At 59.2% G+C, this 18,432-nt stretch carries 17 protein-coding genes; 7 read left to right on the plus strand and 10 right to left on the minus strand.

The window, feature by feature from the left end; translation table 11 throughout:
• The first annotated feature begins 176 nt into the window (after positions 1–176).
• Together AM571_RS27625 and AM571_RS27630 are read left to right on the plus strand one after the other, a co-directional pair.
• The gene (locus tag AM571_RS27625; RefSeq protein WP_237358647.1) at positions 177–701 is read left to right on the plus strand and encodes a dimethylsulfonioproprionate lyase family protein; all 525 of its coding nucleotides are present in this window, start codon (positions 177–179) and stop codon (positions 699–701) included.
• A gap of 65 nt (positions 702–766) precedes the next feature.
• The gene (locus AM571_RS27630; RefSeq protein ID WP_074064203.1) at positions 767–1,894 is read left to right on the plus strand and encodes an S-(hydroxymethyl)glutathione dehydrogenase/class III alcohol dehydrogenase; all 1,128 of its coding nucleotides are present in this window, start codon (positions 767–769) and stop codon (positions 1,892–1,894) included.
• 92 nt (positions 1,895–1,986) lie between these two features.
• Here the strand turns inward: AM571_RS27630 and ampC are convergent, their stop codons facing one another.
• From ampC to AM571_RS27645, 3 genes are all read right to left on the minus strand, one after another.
• A complete protein-coding gene (ampC, locus tag AM571_RS27635) occupies positions 1,987–3,183 on the minus strand; it encodes a class C beta-lactamase (RefSeq protein ID WP_074064204.1) in 1,197 nt (398 codons plus the stop codon).
• Between the two features lie 228 nt (positions 3,184–3,411).
• Positions 3,412–3,816 carry a VOC family protein gene (locus AM571_RS27640; protein ID WP_074064205.1) on the minus strand — a complete coding sequence of 135 codons (405 nt, stop codon included), beginning with the start codon at positions 3,814–3,816 and terminating at the stop codon, positions 3,412–3,414.
• Between the two features lie 24 nt (positions 3,817–3,840).
• The gene (locus tag AM571_RS27645) at positions 3,841–4,176 is read right to left on the minus strand and encodes a cupin domain-containing protein (RefSeq protein WP_074064206.1); all 336 of its coding nucleotides are present in this window, start codon (positions 4,174–4,176) and stop codon (positions 3,841–3,843) included.
• A gap of 172 nt (positions 4,177–4,348) precedes the next feature.
• Here AM571_RS27645 and AM571_RS27650 point away from each other — a divergent pair, with 172 nt between their 5' ends.
• Positions 4,349–4,900, plus strand: a complete 552-nt coding sequence (locus AM571_RS27650) for a MarR family winged helix-turn-helix transcriptional regulator (protein ID WP_237358648.1) — start codon at positions 4,349–4,351, stop codon at positions 4,898–4,900.
• Between the two features lie 177 nt (positions 4,901–5,077).
• Here the strand turns inward: AM571_RS27650 and AM571_RS27655 are convergent, their stop codons facing one another.
• A complete protein-coding gene (locus AM571_RS27655; protein ID WP_074064207.1) occupies positions 5,078–6,127 on the minus strand; it encodes a threonine ammonia-lyase in 1,050 nt (349 codons plus the stop codon).
• Positions 6,128–6,223: 96 nt separating this feature from the next.
• Here AM571_RS27655 and AM571_RS27660 point away from each other — a divergent pair, with 96 nt between their 5' ends.
• Positions 6,224–6,829: a helix-turn-helix domain-containing protein gene (locus AM571_RS27660; protein WP_074064208.1), complete on the plus strand. Its 606-nt coding sequence runs from the start codon at positions 6,224–6,226 to the stop codon at positions 6,827–6,829.
• A 236-nt stretch (positions 6,830–7,065) separates the two neighbouring features.
• Here AM571_RS27660 and putA read toward each other — a convergent pair whose 3' ends face one another.
• Together putA and AM571_RS36655 are read right to left on the minus strand one after the other, a co-directional pair.
• Positions 7,066–10,773, minus strand: a complete 3,708-nt coding sequence (putA, locus tag AM571_RS27665) for a trifunctional transcriptional regulator/proline dehydrogenase/L-glutamate gamma-semialdehyde dehydrogenase (RefSeq protein ID WP_074064209.1) — start codon at positions 10,771–10,773, stop codon at positions 7,066–7,068.
• Positions 10,774–10,816: 43 nt separating this feature from the next.
• On the minus strand, positions 10,817–11,098 hold the full coding sequence (locus tag AM571_RS36655) for a hypothetical protein (RefSeq protein WP_155774547.1): 282 nt from the start codon (positions 11,096–11,098) through the stop codon (positions 10,817–10,819).
• Between the two features lie 347 nt (positions 11,099–11,445).
• Here AM571_RS36655 and AM571_RS27675 point away from each other — a divergent pair, with 347 nt between their 5' ends.
• Positions 11,446–11,937, plus strand: coding sequence for an Lrp/AsnC family transcriptional regulator (locus tag AM571_RS27675; RefSeq protein WP_074064211.1), 492 nt, complete (start codon positions 11,446–11,448; stop codon positions 11,935–11,937).
• A gap of 328 nt (positions 11,938–12,265) precedes the next feature.
• Here the strand turns inward: AM571_RS27675 and AM571_RS36660 are convergent, their stop codons facing one another.
• Positions 12,266–12,676 carry a hypothetical protein gene (locus AM571_RS36660; protein WP_155774548.1) on the minus strand — a complete coding sequence of 137 codons (411 nt, stop codon included), beginning with the start codon at positions 12,674–12,676 and terminating at the stop codon, positions 12,266–12,268.
• A 316-nt stretch (positions 12,677–12,992) separates the two neighbouring features.
• On the opposite strand from AM571_RS36660, the gene AM571_RS27685 reads away from it, so the two are divergent.
• Entirely contained in the window at positions 12,993–13,763 is a 771-nt protein-coding gene (locus AM571_RS27685) for an SDR family NAD(P)-dependent oxidoreductase (RefSeq protein ID WP_074065610.1), read from the plus strand.
• A 26-nt stretch (positions 13,764–13,789) separates the two neighbouring features.
• On the opposite strand, the gene AM571_RS27690 is transcribed toward AM571_RS27685, so the two are convergent.
• Together AM571_RS27690 and AM571_RS27695 are read right to left on the minus strand one after the other, a co-directional pair.
• Positions 13,790–15,451 (minus strand): alpha-amylase family protein, encoded by a 1,662-nt coding sequence (locus tag AM571_RS27690; RefSeq protein WP_074064213.1) that lies wholly within the window; start codon positions 15,449–15,451, stop codon positions 13,790–13,792.
• Positions 15,452–15,865: 414 nt separating this feature from the next.
• Positions 15,866–16,861: an aldo/keto reductase gene (locus AM571_RS27695; protein WP_074064214.1), complete on the minus strand. Its 996-nt coding sequence runs from the start codon at positions 16,859–16,861 to the stop codon at positions 15,866–15,868.
• A 96-nt stretch (positions 16,862–16,957) separates the two neighbouring features.
• Here AM571_RS27695 and AM571_RS27700 point away from each other — a divergent pair, with 96 nt between their 5' ends.
• Positions 16,958–17,848, plus strand: coding sequence for a LysR family transcriptional regulator (locus AM571_RS27700; protein WP_074064215.1), 891 nt, complete (start codon positions 16,958–16,960; stop codon positions 17,846–17,848).
• A gap of 106 nt (positions 17,849–17,954) precedes the next feature.
• Here AM571_RS27700 and AM571_RS27705 read toward each other — a convergent pair whose 3' ends face one another.
• The gene (locus AM571_RS27705; RefSeq protein ID WP_074064216.1) at positions 17,955–18,413 is read right to left on the minus strand and encodes a DUF6130 family protein; all 459 of its coding nucleotides are present in this window, start codon (positions 18,411–18,413) and stop codon (positions 17,955–17,957) included.
• Positions 18,414–18,432 lie beyond the last annotated feature (19 nt).

Here is an 18,432-nt window from a genome sequence, read left to right on the forward strand (position 1 = left end):
AAAACATGCCGCAAGTCTCGACACCACTCAATCGGAGCGCGGACCTGCTACTCAATGACGACAGCGCGCCAATACGACGACAGGTCTCCGTGCTTGGCGGAGGTTTTCGTCCCCGAGCTCTGCAGGAGGTTCTCAACGCAATTGGCGACGTCCTTTTGTCGTCCCAGGCTCCTGTCATGGCAAGTTACATTGCGGGCAAGATATACCAGAGACTCGAAAAACGAGGTGCTGCCAGGCGCGTCGATACCGCCACCCCGCTGAAACCAGAGCATTTTGAGCGCGCACTCTTTAATCTGCATGCCTCTCTGCCGCGATTTGCTGCCGGCGCGAGAGGCTTGGCGGAATTGAAAGAACAGCTCAATTGGCGAAGCGGCCGGACCGGCCCATTTGCAAGCCTCAGATTTGAGCAATCTCACGCTCATGCGATCGTTGTCGGACCTCGTGGCCTTGAGGAACGCAGTGACGTGCGCCTCGGGCTGACCTTAATGGCCCCCTATAGCCGTTTCCCAGATCACGTGCAGTTTCATTCACGTGTATTCCTGCTTCTGTCCGGTGGCGAAGTTTGCCTGGACGACAGCAATTGGCTCCGCGCCACTCCAGGGACCGTCTTCTTCAATGAAGCTGGCAAGAAGTTCGCGATGCGATGCACTGCTGAACCCCTGTTGGCAGTCTGGTGCCACGTCGAGGACGCGTCTCTTTGATCGGCAGGATGATTTGACCGAATAATATGTGAACTTTGAAACGAAATCAGGAAGGAAGCAAACCCATGGACGTTCGCGCCGCCGTTGCCGTTCAGGCTGGAAAACCGCTGGAAGTCATGACCGTACAGCTTGAAGGCCCGCGGGCCGGCGAGGTTCTGGTCGAGGTCAAGGCGACCGGCATCTGCCACACCGACGATTTCACGCTGTCTGGCGCCGATCCGGAGGGCCTGTTTCCGGCAATCCTCGGCCATGAGGGTGCCGGCATCGTCGTCGATGTCGGACCGGGCGTCACTTCGGTCAAGAAGGGCGACCACGTCATTCCGCTCTATACGCCGGAATGCCGTGAATGCCCGTCCTGCCTGTCGCGCAAGACCAACCTCTGCACGGCGATCCGCGCCACCCAGGGCCAGGGCCTGATGCCGGACGGCACGAGCCGCTTTTCGATCGGCAAGGACAAGATCCATCACTACATGGGCTGCTCGACCTTTGCCAATTACACGGTGCTGCCGGAGATTGCCGTTGCCAAGGTCAATGCCGACGCCCCCTTCGACAAGATCTGCTATATCGGCTGTGGGGTCACCACCGGCATCGGTGCCGTCATCAACACCGCCAAGGTGGAGATCGGTGCCACGGCCATCGTCTTCGGCCTCGGCGGCATCGGTTTGAACGTTCTCCAGGGCCTCAGGCTTGCCGGCGCCGACATGATCATCGGTGTCGACATCAACAATGACCGCAAGGCCTGGGGCGAAAAGTTCGGCATGACGCATTTTGTCAATCCGAAGGAGGTCGAGGGCGACATCGTGGCCTATCTCGTCAACCTGACGAAGCGCGGCGCCGACCAGATCGGCGGTGCCGACTATACCTTCGACTGCACCGGCAACACCCGCGTGATGCGCCAGGCGCTGGAAGCCAGCCATCGCGGCTGGGGCAAGTCGATCGTCATCGGGGTGGCCGGTGCTGGCCAGGAGATCTCGACGCGTCCGTTCCAGCTGGTGACCGGCCGCAGCTGGATGGGCACGGCCTTCGGCGGCGCGCGCGGGCGAACCGACGTGCCGAAGATCGTCGACTGGTACATGGAAGGCAAGATCGAGATCGATCCGATGATCACCCATACAATGCCGCTCGAGGACATCAACAAGGGCTTCGAACTTATGCATGCCGGTCAAAGCATCCGCGGCGTGGTCGTGTATTAGTGCTGCCGACGGGGCGGCGCCCGAACAGCGGCACTAGGTTCGAGGCAGCCGGCCGCCCGCCGCTTTTTTGCCTTAGAGAGGCATCGGTCAGCTCACCGATGCCTCTCGTCCTGCGATACGGTATCAAGCATCTTGAGGATCGAGTGGGCGGCCTTAACCCGCTCAGGGATGGGATAGTTTCGGTTGGCAAGCAGTACTACACCGATCCGGCGCGTCGGCACGAACGCGGCATAGGCTCCAAAGCCACCGGTGGAACCTGTCTTATTGAGAAACACGTTCTCTGCTGGCTTTTGTGGCGGCACCAGCGGGGCCACCGCGTGAGGCTTCATCGCCATGTCGGAAGAGTTTCCATGTAGGAGTGTATCCAGTCTCGCCGGCCAGGCATAAAGCTCCCACCCCAGGGACTGGAACGTATCACCTATCCGGTAGTAGCCGATCTGGGTTGCGCCGATCGCCTTCTTCAGCGAGGGTTCAAGCCCGGAGGAATCTATGTTCACCTCGACGAAGCGCAACAGGTCAGCCGCAGTCGTCTTGACCCCGTAGGCCTGTGCATCGAGTGCTCCTGGGCTTACTCGCACGGGGTTGTTTTGCTTGTTGTAGCCGAAGGCATAATCTTTCATTTCCGTCTCGGGGACGCGGATATAGCTGTTGACGAGACCAAGTGCCGGAAAGAGCGTGTCCTCCATGAGCTCGGGGAAGGGCGTTCTGAGGCTCGCAGCTGCGAGGGTTCCGAAGAGACCAATGCTGGGATTGGAGTAGACGCGATATGTGCCGGGTTCATAGCCGGGGCGCCATCCGCGGAAATAGCGCGTGAGCGTGCTGTTGCTGACCTCGCCGGGAAACTGCAGCGGCAGGCCTCCTGCCGTATAGGTGCCCAGTTCGAGGACGTTGATATGGTCGAAGGCACTGCCCGCCAGCTCCCGCATATGCTCGCTTGCAGCATCGGAGAAGGCGAGGGCGCCTTTAGCCTCGGCATAGGCGCCGAGCGTGGCGGTAAAGGTTTTGCTGACGGAGCCGATCTCGAACAGCGTGTCAGCGGTGACGGGCGTTGCCTTTTCCTTGTCGGCGAGACCGTAGTTGAAAATAAACCGGCGGCCATCGACAGTGATGCCCACCGCCATGCCGGCTACGCCGTTTTCGGCCATCAACGTCTTGACGGTCCGGTCGACCACGGGCCTGATCCTGCCTTCAACAGCGTCTGCTTGTGCATGGCAGGCGAAAAAGGTGCCGAAAAGGGAGAAACAGGCACCTGCGCAAAGCGCATAAGTCCTGCTGGATATTGTACTCATAGCTCCTCGTATCCTAATGGGCCGCATTCCCGAACGCGGGCTTGCTCAATGTGAAAGGCCCGCAGCTGCGGCCCGCGCGCATGCCGCCAAGGCACGCGCGGCCGCACCAGGGCGCGACAAACTATATAGGCCGTCGTCAGCGCCCTGAACAAACGAGGAAATCTGGGCTCAGGTATGAGAAAATCTAGGTCTGCCGAGAGCCGTTGAAGCTCGGGGAACCCTCCGATTTCAAATGGCGCTGGCCCTATCCATGTAAGCCGGTTCGAAAACGTGTCCGTCCGGATCAGCAAAACTGCGCAGGTACATGAATCCCAAATCCTGCGGCTCGCGGACGTCCGCTTGGCCGCCTGATCTGGCGGCAGCCTCCACCATGGCGTCGACCTCCTCGCGGCTGTCGCGAGACAGAGCGATCAGCATCCCGCTTGTCGCGTGCGCGTCAGCAATCGGCTTTGCTGTGAAAGTCTGATAATAACCATGTTGCAGAAGCTGGAACGTGATCGTTTCAGACCACACCATCGAACTTGCATTTGCATTGGAGAACTGCTCGTTCTTGACGCATCCGATGGCCTCGTAGAAGGCCGTCGCGGTAGCCAGGTCCTTCACCGGCAGGTTCAGAAAGATCATTCTAGTCATTATCTTGCTCCTCTCAGAGATGGCTTAGACAAAAGTCTGCTCGAACGTCTGGCTCGGATGGATGCAGACGATCTCCAGCCGGTCGGTACCGACATTTTCGAAACGATGAGGAACGTTGGCGGGGCCAACAATGATGTCGCCGGCAAAACCGCGCATCCTATCATTGCCAACCGTAAACTCAGCCTCTCCCTTTCGAACCACCCAGGTCTCGGCATAGGGATGAACATGCAGCGCCGGGCCGCGGCCCGGATCCGCATCCACGATAAAAAGCGACACCTCGCTGCCGAAGTTACGACCTTCGAAGCGGACAGTACGGCTCGTGCCGGGTTCGGGCTGCTGATAGCGATATACCGAAAACATCCTGATCCTCCAGTCGTTACCAATTATCTTCACAGGAAGACATATTGGCAAAACTGTCTTCTCGTCAAGATAAATATCTTCTCGCAAAGATATCTTTGCCGCAGAGGCTCCATGGTGTATGGAACAGCACGACGCAATTGTGGGCACGACGAAGCAAACGAGGATCAGGCGGGTGGCGCCAGACAACAACCGCGGCTCAAAAGAGGGCGCTGTCGAGGACCATGTCGACCGGCTCCGCGCGCAATGGGCTCGCGAATTGCCAGACCTCGACACCGAGCCGATGGCGATTCTGGGACGCGCGAAACGGCTAACAAACCTGGTGTCGCCCTCCATTGAGGAGACCTTTGCCAAATTCGGCCTCGATCGCGGCGAGTTCGACGTCATCGCGACCCTGCGCAGATCTGGCCAACCCTACCAGCTGACGCCGACGGCCATGTATACGACGCTCATGCTGTCGTCGGGTGGGTTGACGCACCGCCTCGATCGGCTGGAAAAGGCTGGTCTGGTTGTGCGCGAAAAATCCGCCCGCGACGGTCGGAGTGTTGTCGTTTGTCTGACCGCATCGGGCATCGCGCTAGCCGAAAAGGCGTTTCGCGCCGATATGGCCAGTGAACTCTTGTTCCTGAAAAGTTTGGATGCCGAAGAGCGCGCGGCACTCGCCGCCCTGCTGCGCAAGCTTGTCATGAGTATAGAGGCTGGCCCCAGCGATGAAGCAACCTCTTGATCTCGATGTCGCGTCGGCGTCAGAAACTCACTCTCAGCGTTGATCGCGGGGCCAGGTGCGATATGAAGGCGCTTCAGATGTAAGCTGGAAAAATCTCATCGCCTTTATCCGTACGCCCGCGTTGTTCGCGACCCGTAGGCCTCAGCACTCGGTCCGGGTTCGGCATTCGACCTGTGGTCACCTCGATCCTTCACTGGAAGCGATCGCGCTTCTACTCTGGTCCTGTGTCCACCGACAAAAAGCCTCGGGCAGTACGTTCGACCCGCAGATCACCGTGACCACACGCTTGCCACGGTATCGCGAGGGATCTTCCAGCATCGCTGCAACGCCAAGGGCGGCCGATGGCTCGACCACGAGACCGGCGTGCCGAAGGAGCAGGCGCATGCCCGCCTTGATGCTTGCCTCCTCAACCAGCGGCACGTGATTGGCGACGGCGAGCAGGTCCTGAAGGACCACTGCGATTGGGAACCGGCCGGCGACACCGTCGGCGATGGTATCGGCGCGGTCGGTGGTGACGATTGATCGCGCCCGCCAAGACAGGGCCATGGCGGGCGCCCCGCTCGGCTGGATGCATACAACCTCCGTCGCGGGCGACAGGCACTTGAAAACGTGGCCGACGCCGGTTGCGAGCGCACCGCCGCCGAGCGCGAGCAGGATCGTATCGATGCGGCCGAACCCTTCGACAAGCTCCAGCCCGATAGTGCCTGCGCCTTCGCAGGTGTCGAGGTTCTCGCTGTCCTCCACGAGTAAAGCGTTGCCGCTGGCCGCGATCTCGCGAGCGCGCTTTCGCGCGTCCTCGATGTCGCCCTCGACAAGTTCGACGGCGGCTCCAAGCCGGCGAATGCGGTCGATCTTGGCGGCATTGGCGCTTTTGGCGGCGACCACTGTCACGCCAATACTGCGTTCCCGCCCGCTATATGCGAGCGCCTGCCCGAGATTGCCGGCGCTGGCGCAGACCGCGGCCCTTTGATCAGCGCTTCTTGCGAGGCGGGACATTGCGACCTCGGTCCCACGTCCCTTGAAGCATCGGATCGGATTTGCGGTCTCAAGTTTGATGACGAGTTCGCAGCCCAGAAGATCGCCAAGAGACGGACAGCCGAATTGGGGCGTGTCGCGAAACATCCGTGAGATTTGTTTTCTCGCCTCAAAGATGCGTCCGAGGTCGAGCCTGGTGTCTGGTTGTCTGGCTTCCCGGAATGCTGCGGGACTTTCACTGACTGGCTGCATGTGACATCCTCCGACGCTGTTGGGGTTGCGCATTTGTACGTTATAGCGCACGTTGGAAGTGTACGCTATAACGCACAAACGCGAGGAAAGTCACATATGAAGTCCATCAGTCCCGTTGACACGGGCAAGCTGCTGAAAACGATCAGACACGACCTTGGATGGAGCCTCGACAAGACTGCAGCGCATACTGGAGTGAGCAAGGCTATGCTGGGCCAGATCGAGCGTGGCGAATCCACGCCGACGGTCGCGACGCTTTGGAAGATCGCGACGGGCTTGCGGGTTCCGATGACCGCCCTGCTTGAGCCGGATCGCGAAGTAGGCGATGTATTGCTTTTGCGTGACGCCAGTCGTCTGCGGGTGCGCCCGTCGGAGGAGGGGATGCAACGCGCATTGTTGTTCCCTTATGAGACCCGTTTCGGTTTCGAACTCTATGAACTGACCTTCGCGCCCGACTTCGAGAGTATCTCAGAGCCGCATGACATCGGGGTTGTGGAGCATGTGAGCGTCCTGCGCGGGGAGATCGAATTGCTGGTGGAGGAAGAGTGGAGACTGGTGGAGCAAGGGCAGTCGCTGAGGTTCCCTGCCGACCGCCGCCATGGCTACCGCAATCGGACGCAAAGTGAGACTGTTGTCATGGATCTCATCCACTATCGGTTCATCCCACAGAATATCGCAGGGCGCAAACCGCAAGCGGCTTCTTGACGGGCAAGGTCGCGCATATGGCAAGATGTTGAACGGCCGCCGGTTTCGTTTGCTCGCTCTTGACCGCGCATGCTGCCAATAGGGCCCGCAGTGCGACAATGGCCTCAATGCTTCAGGAACTCGTCACAACTTTCTTCGGATTTCGGTTAAGTGGACATGAGCGTTCTCAGCTCCGAGGTCGCAGTGGCGGAAGCGGCCGCGCGGTCTGATCCGGACACGCGCGGCACTTCCCCGTGTCAGCCGATCGTCATGAGGCTTGCATTGCCGCCGGCCGCAGCCGTGTTGATCGAAATCGAAACCTCTTCCAGCAGCCAATTGAGGCAATATGCCTCGTGATCCCTTGCAAGCTCATCGGTCGTGGCCGACTGAACGAGGACAAGAGGACCCTTCAAGGCCGCGATCCTTTTGTTGATCGAGGCTGTGCGTTCGATATCCCCTTCTATCAGGGCGCCCGAAAATGGTCCGTCGGATTCCCAATTCGAACTCCAGGAAACCCTAGCCAAAACGGACGCTGGAAGCGCGGTAAGGGCGGTCTCAAGGTTCGACGCAAGATCGATCACAATCTGGTTTCCGGTGGCCAATGCCGCCGCAAGCTGACGGAAAAGGCCCTTTGCCGTTGCCGGCGCAAGGAGGATCCGCCCCCTTGGATGAAGGGCATATAGGTTTCGTTCGCCCACAGGTCCCGCCAATTCCTTTTCGAGCCCGAGCGCGGAAATCGCGGCAAGCTCACGGGCTGCTTCCGCTTCGTCGTTATGGCCTTTTCGGCCCAGCCAGGATGCAAAATCGCGAAGCGCAGGGTCGGTATGGACCGAACTGTGTTGCGGCGGGACGGGCGCGCGCTGTACGAGACGGCCGATGTAGAGTGGCCCGCCGGCCTTGGGTCCCGTGCCGGACAAGCCCCGTCCGCCGAAGGGCTGGACGCCGACCACGGCGCCGATGATGTTGCGGTTGACGTAGAGATTGCCCGCCTTCACCCGTCCCGTGACGTGCTCGATTGTCTCGTCCAGTCGCGTATGGAGCCCGAAAGTGAGGCCGTAGCCGGAATTGTTGATATCGTCGATCAGGCGATCGAGATCTTCGCGGCGGTATCGGATGACATGCAGCACAGGTCCGAACACTTCGCGCGTCAGGTCCGACATCTGCTTCAGTTCGATGATCGTAGGCGGAACGAAGGTGCCACGAGCGGCAGTGTCGGGCAGCGGCAATTGCTCTACCTTGCAACCGAGCGACCGCATCCGTTCGATGTGCTGGTCGATCTCGGCCCTTGCCTGCTCGGATATCACCGGCCCGACGTCGATGTTGAGCTGGTCGGTGCGTCCGATCCTGAGCTCCTTCAACGCCCCCTTCAACATGGTAAGAGTCCTGTCAGCGACTTCATCCTGGAGACAAAGAACTCGCAAAGCCGAGCAACGCTGGCCGGCACTGTCGAAGGCGGAGGCAATCACGTCGGCAACGACCTGCTCGGCGAGCGCCGAGGAATCCACGATCATCCCGTTCTGTCCACCCGTTTCCGCAATCAACGGTATCGGTTTTCCGGCCGGCGAAAGGCGCTCGCTGAGCTGGGCCTGGATTTGACGGGCGACTTCGGTCGAGCCGGTGAACATGACCCCGGCCGTTTCCGGGGCCGCCACCAGTGCAGCTCCGAGGCGGCCGCTGCCGGGCACGAACTGCAGCGCGCCGCGCGGTACGCCGGCTTCATGCAGGATCTTCACGCTTTCATAGGCGATGATCGGGGTGACGCCGGCCGGTTTTGCCATCACCGAATTGCCGGCAACGAGGGCAGCCGCCACCTGGCCCGTGAAAATCGCCAGCGGAAAATTCCAGGGGCTGATGCAGACGATCGCGCCGAGCGGTGCATGTGCTGGACCGAGCGTCTTGCGTGCCTGTACGGCATAATAGCGCAGGAAGTCGATTGCTTCACGGACCTCGCCGACCGCATTGGCGGCTGACTTGCCTGCTTCCCGCATGGCAATGGCCATCAGGATCTCGATGCGGGCCTGCATGATGTCGGCTGCTCTATCAAGGCAGGCTGCTCGCTCGCGAGGCGACAACGAAGCCCACTGTGCGACACCATCGGCAGCCATACGTGCAACCCTGGGCGCATCGTCAGCCTTGAGCTCCGTAACGTGACCCACGATATCGGAGTGATCGGCTGGATTGGCGATCGGCCGTGTCTCACCGTCCTGCGAGCCGTCGGCGAGCAAAGGCATGGCATGGAAGTTTTGCGAAAGGGTGGCGGCGAGATGAGCGGAAAGCTCCGCCAAGGCTGCTTCGTTCGAAAGGTCGATCCCCTTCGAATTGAGCCGGTCCTTTCCGAAAAGCGCAGCCGGAAGTGCGATCTGGTCATGCGGCATGCCGACGACGGGCATGGCCTCGACGACGTCCACAGGGTCTGAAACAAGCTCATCGACCGAGACGTTGGGATCAGAGATACGGTTTACGAACGATGAGTTCGCGCCGTTTTCGAGAAGGCGGCGGACAAGATAGGCGAGCAAGGTCTCATGCGTGCCGACTGGCGCATAGATGCGGCACGGACGATTGAGCTTGGCCTTGCCTACGACCTCGTCATAGAGCGGTTCGCCCATGCCGTGCAGGCATTGGAACTCGTATTTTCCAACCTGAAACTCGGGACCGGCCAGATGATATATCGTCGCAAGCGTTTGCGCGTTGTGAGTGGCAAACTGCGGGAAGACGAGATCGACGGCAGCGAGCAGCTTGCGCGCACAGGCAATGTAGGAAACGTCGGTATGAACCTTGCGGGTGAAGACGGGAAAGTCTTCAAGGCCGTCGAGCTGAGCGCGTTTGATTTCGGCATCCCAGTAGGCGCCCTTGACCAGCCGCACCATCATCCGGCGACCGGAACGCCGTGCAAGATCAATGATGTAGTCGAGGACGAAGGGGCAGCGCTTGCCATAGGCCTGCACCACGAAACCGAGGCCGTTCCAGCCGCTGAGATCCTGGTCGAGGCTCAATTCTTCGAGAATGTCGAGCGAAAGCTCGAGCCTGTCGGCTTCCTCGGCGTCGATGTTGAGACCGATGTCGTACCTTTTTGCCAGGAGCGCGAGCTGCTTTACCCGAGGCAGCAATTCGCCGATCACACGGTCCGCCTGAGCGCGGGCGTAACGTGGATGCAGCGCCGAGAGTTTGATGGAAATTCCGGGACCCTCATATATGCCGCGGCCATTGGAGGCCTTGCCGATGGCATGGATCGCTGCCTCGTAGTCGCGATAATAGCGTTCTGCATCCACAGCAGTTGTGGCAGCTTCCCCGAGCATGTCATAGGAGTAGCGGAAGCCGCGGGCTTCGAGCGGACGGGCGCGCTTCAGCGCTTCGTCGATCGTCTCGCCGGTGACGAACTGTTCGCCCATCATGCGCATCGCCATGTCGACACCACGGCGGATCACAGGCTCGCCGGCACGCGCGATGAGACGGGTAAGCGCTGCAGCCAGGCTGCGGTCGTTGACGGTGGAGGTCAGTTTGCCGGTGACAACCAGGCCCCAGGTCGCGGCATTCACAAACATCGACTTCGTGCCGCCCAGATGCGACTTCCAGTCTCCCTCGGCGATCTTGTCGCGGATCAACGCGTCGCGGGTTTCAGCGTCGGGGATGCGCAGCAGGGCTTCGGCAAGGCACATGAGGGCGACACCCTCCTGGCTTGATAGAGAATACTCATGGACAAGCCCCTCGACCCCGGTGCCCTTGTGCTTGGCACGCAGAGCTTTGATGAGCCTGCGCGCGGTCTTAGCCGCATCGGCCTTCGCCGAGGAAGGCGCCCTTGCCGCTTCGACGAGGGGAGGAAGGCATTCGGGCTCGGGCCGACGATACGCTGCCGTGATTGCCTGCCGCAGGGGCGTCTGTGCTCTGATTGGTGGTGCAAACATTGAAAAAGGCACCGGGTTCGGCAAAATGTTGTCCTTGAGGATTTTGTTGGATTGGCTCGACATTTTGGTGCCTTTCAGTTCCCTGTGTTGGATGCCGATTGCGTTTTTAGCGCCAGTGATGCGGTTGGAGGGCAATGATACGCGCCCCCGCTCGGGAGTCCTTGATCTGGCCGACAGGCGTGCAGCGCGGTACCGTGAGGCCGCAAGCGCCGCGCATAACGCCAACCGTGCGAAAGCGGAGCAAAACGATGTCACTGCCGCGCTTCGGTAAGTCATCGGCGATGTCGGTGGGGACCTTCTTGCCCGTCATATCCTCGAGTGCCTGCGTGTTTGAAGATTGCGGCGTTTCCGGCTGCGAACGTTCCATGAGACCGAATGGAATATGCATCACGTTCACTACCTCTTCAAAATACGACAAGATAACGCCACTTGCATTCACGAAAGGATCGGGCGGGTAAAATCCGCCCGCCCAACCGGTTGCCGAAACAAGCCCAATGCGGCGAATTGTACGCCTGGATGCGTTCAGCAAACCTTCGGGCAGAGGAAAGCTGGCGAGCGCGCGGTCCACGTCAGTCTCGAGGCTTTCCAGAAATGACAATCTCAGTGGTTGCGGATCCTGATGGCGTCCCTCCTCATCAAGCAACCCACTTTAGCACGCGCAGTCAAGGCGTTCAGACTTGATTTTCCTAGTTTATAGTCTTTATAGATTTATTTCTGTGCGAGGAGTCGTATGAAATGACTAAAAATGAGTACGAGCTTAGTGAAATTGACCTATTCGACAAGAAGATTCTCGAGGCGCTCTCTGACGACGGAAGAATGTCGATCACCGACCTTGCGGCGCGCGTCGGGCTTTCTAAAACGCCGTGCCAGCTGCGCTTTAAGCGGCTCATTGCTGACGGCTACATTGAAGGTTTCAAAGCCGTCATCAACCCCTCGAAACTGAATCTGGAGCATATTGCATTTGCGGAAGTCAAACTCTCAAACACGCAGGAAGACGCGCTTCGCGCCTTCAATTCGGCAGTCAAGAAGATCAAGGAAGTCGAGGAATGTCACATGATTGCCGGACGCTTTGATTATTTGCTGAAGATCAGAACGCGTGACATACGCCGCTACAGACATGTCCTTGGGGAACGGATTTCAAACTTGCCGTTTGTGGCGAGCACATCGACGAATGTCGCCATGGAAACGGTGAAAGAAAACTGGAGCGGGTCCAGCTACGCAAGCTAGCCGCCTTCTAAGGCTTCCGCGTGTTCTCTTGGCGTGAGACGGGCTTCGACATAATCGAGCCTTGGACGATTTTGCGTGTGGCCGGCGCGTTCCAGGTCGACAGATGGCATTGGATACCGATCGGGTCGCGTCATCGTGGGCGCCGTCAGCCTGTCTGGTGCGCCTGTTTCGGGTTGAAGGCGGCTTATCGTTCTGTGCACGTGCGCAATCGACCTGCGCCTTCGATCGCTGCCGATGCATCTTTTTGCGGCGTGAAGCGTTCTCCACGCACAGCAAGCAGACGCACCATGGCAATCCGGGAATTCAACGGTACCGGTACGGGAAAGCGCTACGTGCCAAGCGACAAAACCTCCGCTCCCTGCGCCGCTAGTCGCCGCACAAGCAAGGGAGAGGACGACGATAGCGAAAGCGCACTGAGGCAAAGGCAATGACGAACATCCGTTTCAAGGGCTTTGACAGTCCAACCCAGCTTCGTGAACACCTTGCGGACGTGGAAGAAGGCGCCCCGGCCGACAATCTGGCCGAAGACATACCCGGCGAGGATGAGCTGCAATCGGCCCTGCGGGAAGTTGCCTGGCTCCGGAAGGACGTTGCCGACCTGCGTGAGCAGCTGGCTCTGTTCCCTGGTCAGCACAAAGCTGTGGCTGGGAACCGTGTCGGCGCCTTTCCGTGGCTTCGCATGGGGGTAGCGGTAGTTACCGCGATCGTGCTCGGTCGGTGGATGCTTCATCTCCGCCATGGGCCAGGCAGTCCCGCGGTCTCGATGATTCCGGCCCGCATTCATCGCGATCATTGGTAGCAAGGTCCGCTGCCGCGGATTCATCAAGGCTGCCAACATGCGGTGACCGTACACGCAGCCGGTCTGGCCGCGCCCCCTCGATGAAGTGGCGCAAGAGTGCAGGGCGGGCGCAAACCGCCTAACGACTGCATCTGGCTCTATAGACGCTGCGGGATCGCTTACTGGTCAAAGGGGGACGCACCTCGGCATTCACAGACCGTCTGGCATCCGCATGCCGACGCTGCCATAAATGAGCTTCATCGAGGGAGGGATCATGATGCAAAAGAATGTGCCGGACTTCAGTCTTGTGGGCAAGGTGACTTTGGTGACGGGCGCGAGCCGTGGCATCGGGCGAGCTTGCGCACTTGCCTGTGCCGCAGCAGGCTCCGATATTGTTTTGGGGGTCCGCGATGTCGCAGCGTCGGCAGGCCTGGTTGCCGAACTCGAAGGTGCGGGACGAAAAGTCCTGCCTGTTAAACTGGACATTCCCAACAAGGCCCATATTGCACAAGCCGTCGACGCGGCGCTTGCTGCGTTCGGTCGGATCGACGTTCTCATCAACAACGTCGGCGTGGCTCCGGGCAATCTGGCGGAACTCGTTGAGGAGAAGGACCTCGACGAGATACTCGATGTCAATATCAAGGGCACCTTTCTGATGACGCAGGCAGTAGGACGTCACATGATCAAGCGCAATGGGGGCCGGATCATCAACATCAGCTCGCAGGCCGGTACTGTGGCACTGCGCGGCGAGGCAATCTATTGCATGAGCAAGGCGGCAATTAATCACCTCACGCGCTGCCTTGCAGCCGAATGGGCACGCTATGATGTCACCGTAAATACCGTATCGCCGACGTTCATCCACACGGATGGTACAGAGCCTTTTCTATCCGATGCCGACAATCGCAAAGCGACGCTCGCTCACATTCCACTTGGGCGGATCGGTGAAACCGATGATGTGGTGGGTGCCGTAGTCTTCCTTGCATCACCGGCTGCAAGCTTAATCACGGGCGCGAACTTGCTGGTGGATGGTGGATGGTCCGTTGCCTGAGGCCGAGGCGCCCCTGCAGCGCAATCTTATGTGTCGCTCCGCTTCAATAAGTAGTCCAGGCCGCCGGCGCGATACCAACGATAGCCATAAGGTTCGAGCACCATATGGTGCTTACCCTTCTCGTCGGCGCGACTGTCACCGTCGTCGGCTATGTCAATCAATAGATGGCCGGCGTCACCGAGGCCGGCGTCGAAGGTAATCTCCACCGGCTTGGCGTGAAAATTATGGACGATGACAACGGCATTGTTCCGCCATTCGTAACGGATGGCGAGCACGCCGCAATTGTTGCAATCAATAAAGCTGAAGTCGCCCCAACCGATCTCGGGCGCCTCCTTGCGCATGCGGATCATCCGCTCGGTCCAGTTAAGCATGGATTCTGGATCACGGCGCTGGAAGGCGACATTTATATGGTCGAAACCGTAAGGCCCCTTCGAGATGACCGGCAGGACCGGCATGTCGCTCTTGGTGAAGCCACCCTGCGGCTCGTCCGACCACTGCATCGGCGTGCGGGCGCAGTTTCGCTCCGGCAGCGACAGGTCGTCTCCCATCCCGATTTCGTCACCATATCGCAGAACTGGTGTTCCGGGCAGTGAGTACATCACACTGTAGGCAAGCCTCAGGCGGCGCATATCACCGCCAAGCATGGGGGCGAGGCGTCGACGGATACCGCGGTCGTAGAGCTGCATCTCTTTATCCGGCCCAAAGGCTGCAAACACCTGCTGGCGCTGCTTCTCCGTCAGGCGGCCTAGATCCAATTCGTCGTGGTTGCGTAGGAAAATGCCCCATTGACCAGTCTGCGGGCGTTCCTGTGTGTCATGCATCGCCTTGGCGAGCGGTCGGGTGTCTGCGCTGGCAAGCGCATAAAAAAGCGCCTGGTTGACGTGGAAGTTGAACATCATCTGCATGCGGTCACCGTCGTCACCGAAATACTGCAGGTTTTCCTTCGGCACGACATTGGCCTCAGCCAGGATGATGCTGTCGCCCTTCCGCCACTGCAGGAATTCGCGGAAGGTTCGCAGCATGTCGAACTGTTCCTTCGGCGCCTTCACCTTGCTGCCCTTTTCGGCGATGACGAAGGGCACGGCATCCATGCGGAAGCCGGAAACGCCAAGCTGGATCCAGAAGCCCATGATCTTCAGGATTTCTGCCTGAACATGCGGATTGGCGGTATTGAGATCCGGCTGGAACTTGTAGAAACGATGAAAGTAGTATTCGCCGGATTTCTCATCACGCGTCCATGTCGTCTTCTGGACACCTGGAAAAACCATTCCCTCATCGGCATTGGCGGGTTTTGTCTTCGACCAGACATACCAGTCGCGATAGCGCGAGTTCTTGTCCGAGCAGGCCGCTTTGAACCATGGATGTTCATCGGATGTGTGATTGACGACGAGATCGATGAGCACGCGAATTCCACGTTGCTTGGCACCGTGAGTGAATTCGACGAAATCGCCGAGCGTTCCGTAGCGGGGATCGACATTGTAGTAATCAGAAACGTCGTAGCCATCGTCGTGACCCGGAGAGGCCTGGAACGGCATCAGCCAGATCGCGGTGACACCAAGCCCGGCCAGATAATCCAGTCGGCGCTGAAGTCCTTGGAAATCGCCGATGCCATCGCCATTCGCATCCATAAAAGTCTCAACAGAAAGGCAGTAGACGACGGCGTTTTTGTACCAGAGGTCGTTGATCACAAACATGCTCCTTGGGAAGTGGTGGTCCGGGGAGCGAAGCGTGCGAGCAGGGGAAAGGTTCCCCGGGTCAGGTCGGTATGTATTGCTCAGTAGATACCTTCAGGTTCCATCGCCCCCACCGCTTTCCGCTTTTCGGCGTGCTTCAGCAGGCTTTCCCGGATCGGATCAGCCTCTAGCTCCGGGCACGAGTGCTTCAGTCTGGTTGATGAGTTCTAACGTGACGGACAACATCTCCGAACTTTTCGAGGCTCTCGAAGTCGACCGCGCGCTAGCGACGTCCGATGACTAACCTTTGGCATGCGCGGGTGCCGCAAGAAAATCAGGTGTGTCGGGACCCTCGGGCAACGCAGGCAAGCCCGAGGGGGCAAGACGTAATGGAAGGAACGCCTTGTCGAACGCCGAGGCGTAGAAACTCTACCCGTTCACAAGGGCAAGCTCCTGCTCGCGGTAACGGCTGCCGATGACCTTTGCCGGAGCGAGCGCCTCGCCGATCTGTCTAACCTCATCGTCCGACAAGGTGATGTCGGCTGCCGCAGCATTTTCTTCCAGATGCTTGAGCTTGCGCGCGCCGGGGATAGGCACGATGAAGTCGCCCTGATGCAGCACCCAGGCCAGTGCAAGTTGCGCCGCCGTTATCTCCTTTGCCTGCGCCATGTCCTTCAACGTTGCAACAAGAGCAGCGTTCGCGGCCATGGCATCAGCTTGAAAGCGTGGCAGGTTCTTGCGCCAGTCATCGGCACCAAGTTCATCGGGCTTATTGATTGCGCCGGTCAAGAGACCACGACCGAGCGGGCTGTAGGGGACGAAGCCGATGCCGAGCTCGCGGCAGACCGCCAAGACCTCCTGCTCCGGATCCCGGCTCCACAGCGAGTATTCGCTCTGCACCGCCGCAATTTTGTGCACATTATGAGCGCGCCTTATCGTGGCAGCGCTTGCCTCCGAAAGGCCGATCGCTTTCACTTTGCCATCCTTGACGAGGTCCGCCATGGCTCCGACAGTTTCCTCAATCGGCACGTTGGGGTCGACGCGGTGCTGGTAAAAGAGGTCAATCTGCTCGATTCCGAGCCGTCCGAGAGAGGCTTCGGCTACGGCCTTTACATGTTCGGGGCGGCTGTCGACGCCGACCATGCGCGACGGCCCTTTGCCTTCATCGGTGATCTTGAAACCGAACTTGGTCGCGATAACGACACGGTCCCGGTGCGGCTTCAAAGCCTTGCCCACCAGAATTTCATTATCGAAAGGGCCGTAGACTTCTGCGGTATCGAAGAAGGTAACGCCGATCTCGACAGCGCGGCGCAGCGTGCGAATAGCGTCTGCCTCATCCTGACCGCCATAGGCGAAAGTCATACCCATGCATCCGAGGCCTACCGCCGAGACGTTGAGTTCGTTTCCGAGCTTCCGTTTTTTCATCACTGATCTCCTTCTGTGATGAAAAGGAAGATAGGACAAGCAAGGTTGTTCGTTAATTCGATTGGAAATTCACACGCTGTTCTATAGTATAGAACAATGGACAGAAGTCGCCTACCTCAACTCGCAATCTTCGCCACAGTGGCCGCATGCGGGGGATTTCGGGGGGCGGCCAAGGAGCTGGGAATAGCGCCTTCTGCTGTAAGCCACGCCGTCTCGAGCCTTGAGGCGGCTCTTGGGGTTAGGCTCTTTTCTCGCACGACCCGAAGCGTTGCGGTAACGGATGAGGGCGCACTGCTTCTCAAACGGCTGGGGCCGGCGCTGGACGAGATCGACCTGGCGCTTGATGCGGTGAAGGAAATCAACAATCGTGTGGCCGGCAATCTTCGCCTCAGCGTGCCGCCCTTTGCGGCGCATTGGCTTGTGGCGCCACGTCTTGCGGCTTTTAGCAGGGCTTACCCGGGCGTCGTTCTGGAAGTCCGGGTCGAGGAGCCATTCAATGACATCGTCGCTGCGGGCCTTGATGGCGGCATGCGCCTCGAAGAGAGCCTGGAGCCGGACATGATCGCCGTCAAAATGAGCGCTCCTATACGGGCAAGCGTCGTTGCTTCACCCTCCTATTTCGAGCGAAAGACCATGCCGGTCCATCCGCGTCAGCTAATGGATCACGCTTGCATTCGGCGACGATTTGCCAGCGGAAAGGTTTATAGATGGGAATTCGAAAAAGATGGCGAAGAGCTGGTCCTCGATGTCGACGGCCCGCTCATTTTAGGCGACGACCGGCTCGTTATCGAGGCCGCACTCGACGGCGCCGGCATCGCGTTCCTGCTAGAAAACATGGTGAACGCCGCCATTGAAGAAGGGCGGCTGCGCCAGATTCTTGTCGATTGGTGCGCGCCGTTTCCCGGTGTCTATCTTTATTACCCAAGCCGGCGGCAGATGCGGCCAGCACTGCGCGCTTTCATCGAGTTCTTCAAACATGCAGGCTGACAGGCCATGCAAGTTGCAATAGTGCAAGTTGCCTGGATCGTCCTTCCCGCAAATTGGACTAGCCTCCCAGCCTTGCGGAACGACGTTTCACAGGGCGATGGCCTTTCTAATGATGCTGGCCATGGATCGCCGGAACTGTGAACGAGACAGCCTTTGCGCCAAGCGCACGGTGTTCAGGCGTGACAATCTCGATCAGCACTTTATGTTTGCCAGCCGGTAGCCCCGTCAGGACAATAGCACCTGTGCCTCCTGCATCCGCCCAGCGAAACGGCAGATCGTCGACGTTGACGTGCAGGTGGCCCGCCCGTGGCGAGACGTCGCTTGCGCCGGGCCCAAAAATCGGCAGGATTCTAAAATTTTCGGTCCGATACGGAATAATGGCCACCCCTCGCGTGGTGAGTGGTTCAGCAAGGGGCTGATCGACAAAAAGTTTCGGCGCAGGCTCACCCTTGATAGGTAGAAACTGAGTTTGGACACTGCCTGGAGTTTGGGCTTGGGCAGTCGCCGTTGCTGCAAGCAGGAAGGCGGTTGCAGCAAGGCCGAGGGCTCTAATGGTCGTGATCATGATAAATATCGTCCTGTGA

Source organism: Rhizobium etli 8C-3 (assembly GCF_001908375.1).
Classification (GTDB): Bacteria; Pseudomonadota; Alphaproteobacteria; order Rhizobiales; family Rhizobiaceae; genus Rhizobium; species Rhizobium etli_B.

Bases quoted from the DNA above. Each gene is read 5' to 3' on its own strand.
- AM571_RS27655 (WP_074064207.1), bottom strand. From the start codon at position 6,127: ATGCAGCCAGTCAGTGAAAGTCCCGCAGCATTCCGGGAAGCCAGACAA.
- putA (WP_074064209.1), bottom strand. From the start codon at position 10,773: ATGTCGAGCCAATCCAACAAAATCCTCAAGGACAACATTTTGCCGAAC.
- AM571_RS27685 (WP_074065610.1), top strand. From the start codon at position 12,993: ATGCAAAAGAATGTGCCGGACTTCAGTCTTGTGGGCAAGGTGACTTTG.
- AM571_RS27660 (WP_074064208.1), top strand. From the start codon at position 6,224: ATGAAGTCCATCAGTCCCGTTGACACGGGCAAGCTGCTGAAAACGATC.
- ampC (WP_074064204.1), bottom strand. From the start codon at position 3,183: ATGAGTACAATATCCAGCAGGACTTATGCGCTTTGCGCAGGTGCCTGT.
- AM571_RS27705 (WP_074064216.1), bottom strand. From the start codon at position 18,413: ATGATCACGACCATTAGAGCCCTCGGCCTTGCTGCAACCGCCTTCCTG.
- AM571_RS27695 (WP_074064214.1), bottom strand. From the start codon at position 16,861: ATGAAAAAACGGAAGCTCGGAAACGAACTCAACGTCTCGGCGGTAGGC.
- AM571_RS27675 (WP_074064211.1), top strand. From the start codon at position 11,446: ATGACTAAAAATGAGTACGAGCTTAGTGAAATTGACCTATTCGACAAG.
- AM571_RS27640 (WP_074064205.1), bottom strand. From the start codon at position 3,816: ATGACTAGAATGATCTTTCTGAACCTGCCGGTGAAGGACCTGGCTACC.
- AM571_RS36660 (WP_155774548.1), bottom strand. From the start codon at position 12,676: ATGGCGGAGATGAAGCATCCACCGACCGAGCACGATCGCGGTAACTAC.
- AM571_RS27645 (WP_074064206.1), bottom strand. From the start codon at position 4,176: ATGTTTTCGGTATATCGCTATCAGCAGCCCGAACCCGGCACGAGCCGT.
- AM571_RS27700 (WP_074064215.1), top strand. From the start codon at position 16,958: ATGGACAGAAGTCGCCTACCTCAACTCGCAATCTTCGCCACAGTGGCC.
- AM571_RS36655 (WP_155774547.1), bottom strand. From the start codon at position 11,098: ATGCATATTCCATTCGGTCTCATGGAACGTTCGCAGCCGGAAACGCCG.
- AM571_RS27625 (WP_237358647.1), top strand. From the start codon at position 177: ATGGCAAGTTACATTGCGGGCAAGATATACCAGAGACTCGAAAAACGA.
- AM571_RS27630 (WP_074064203.1), top strand. From the start codon at position 767: ATGGACGTTCGCGCCGCCGTTGCCGTTCAGGCTGGAAAACCGCTGGAA.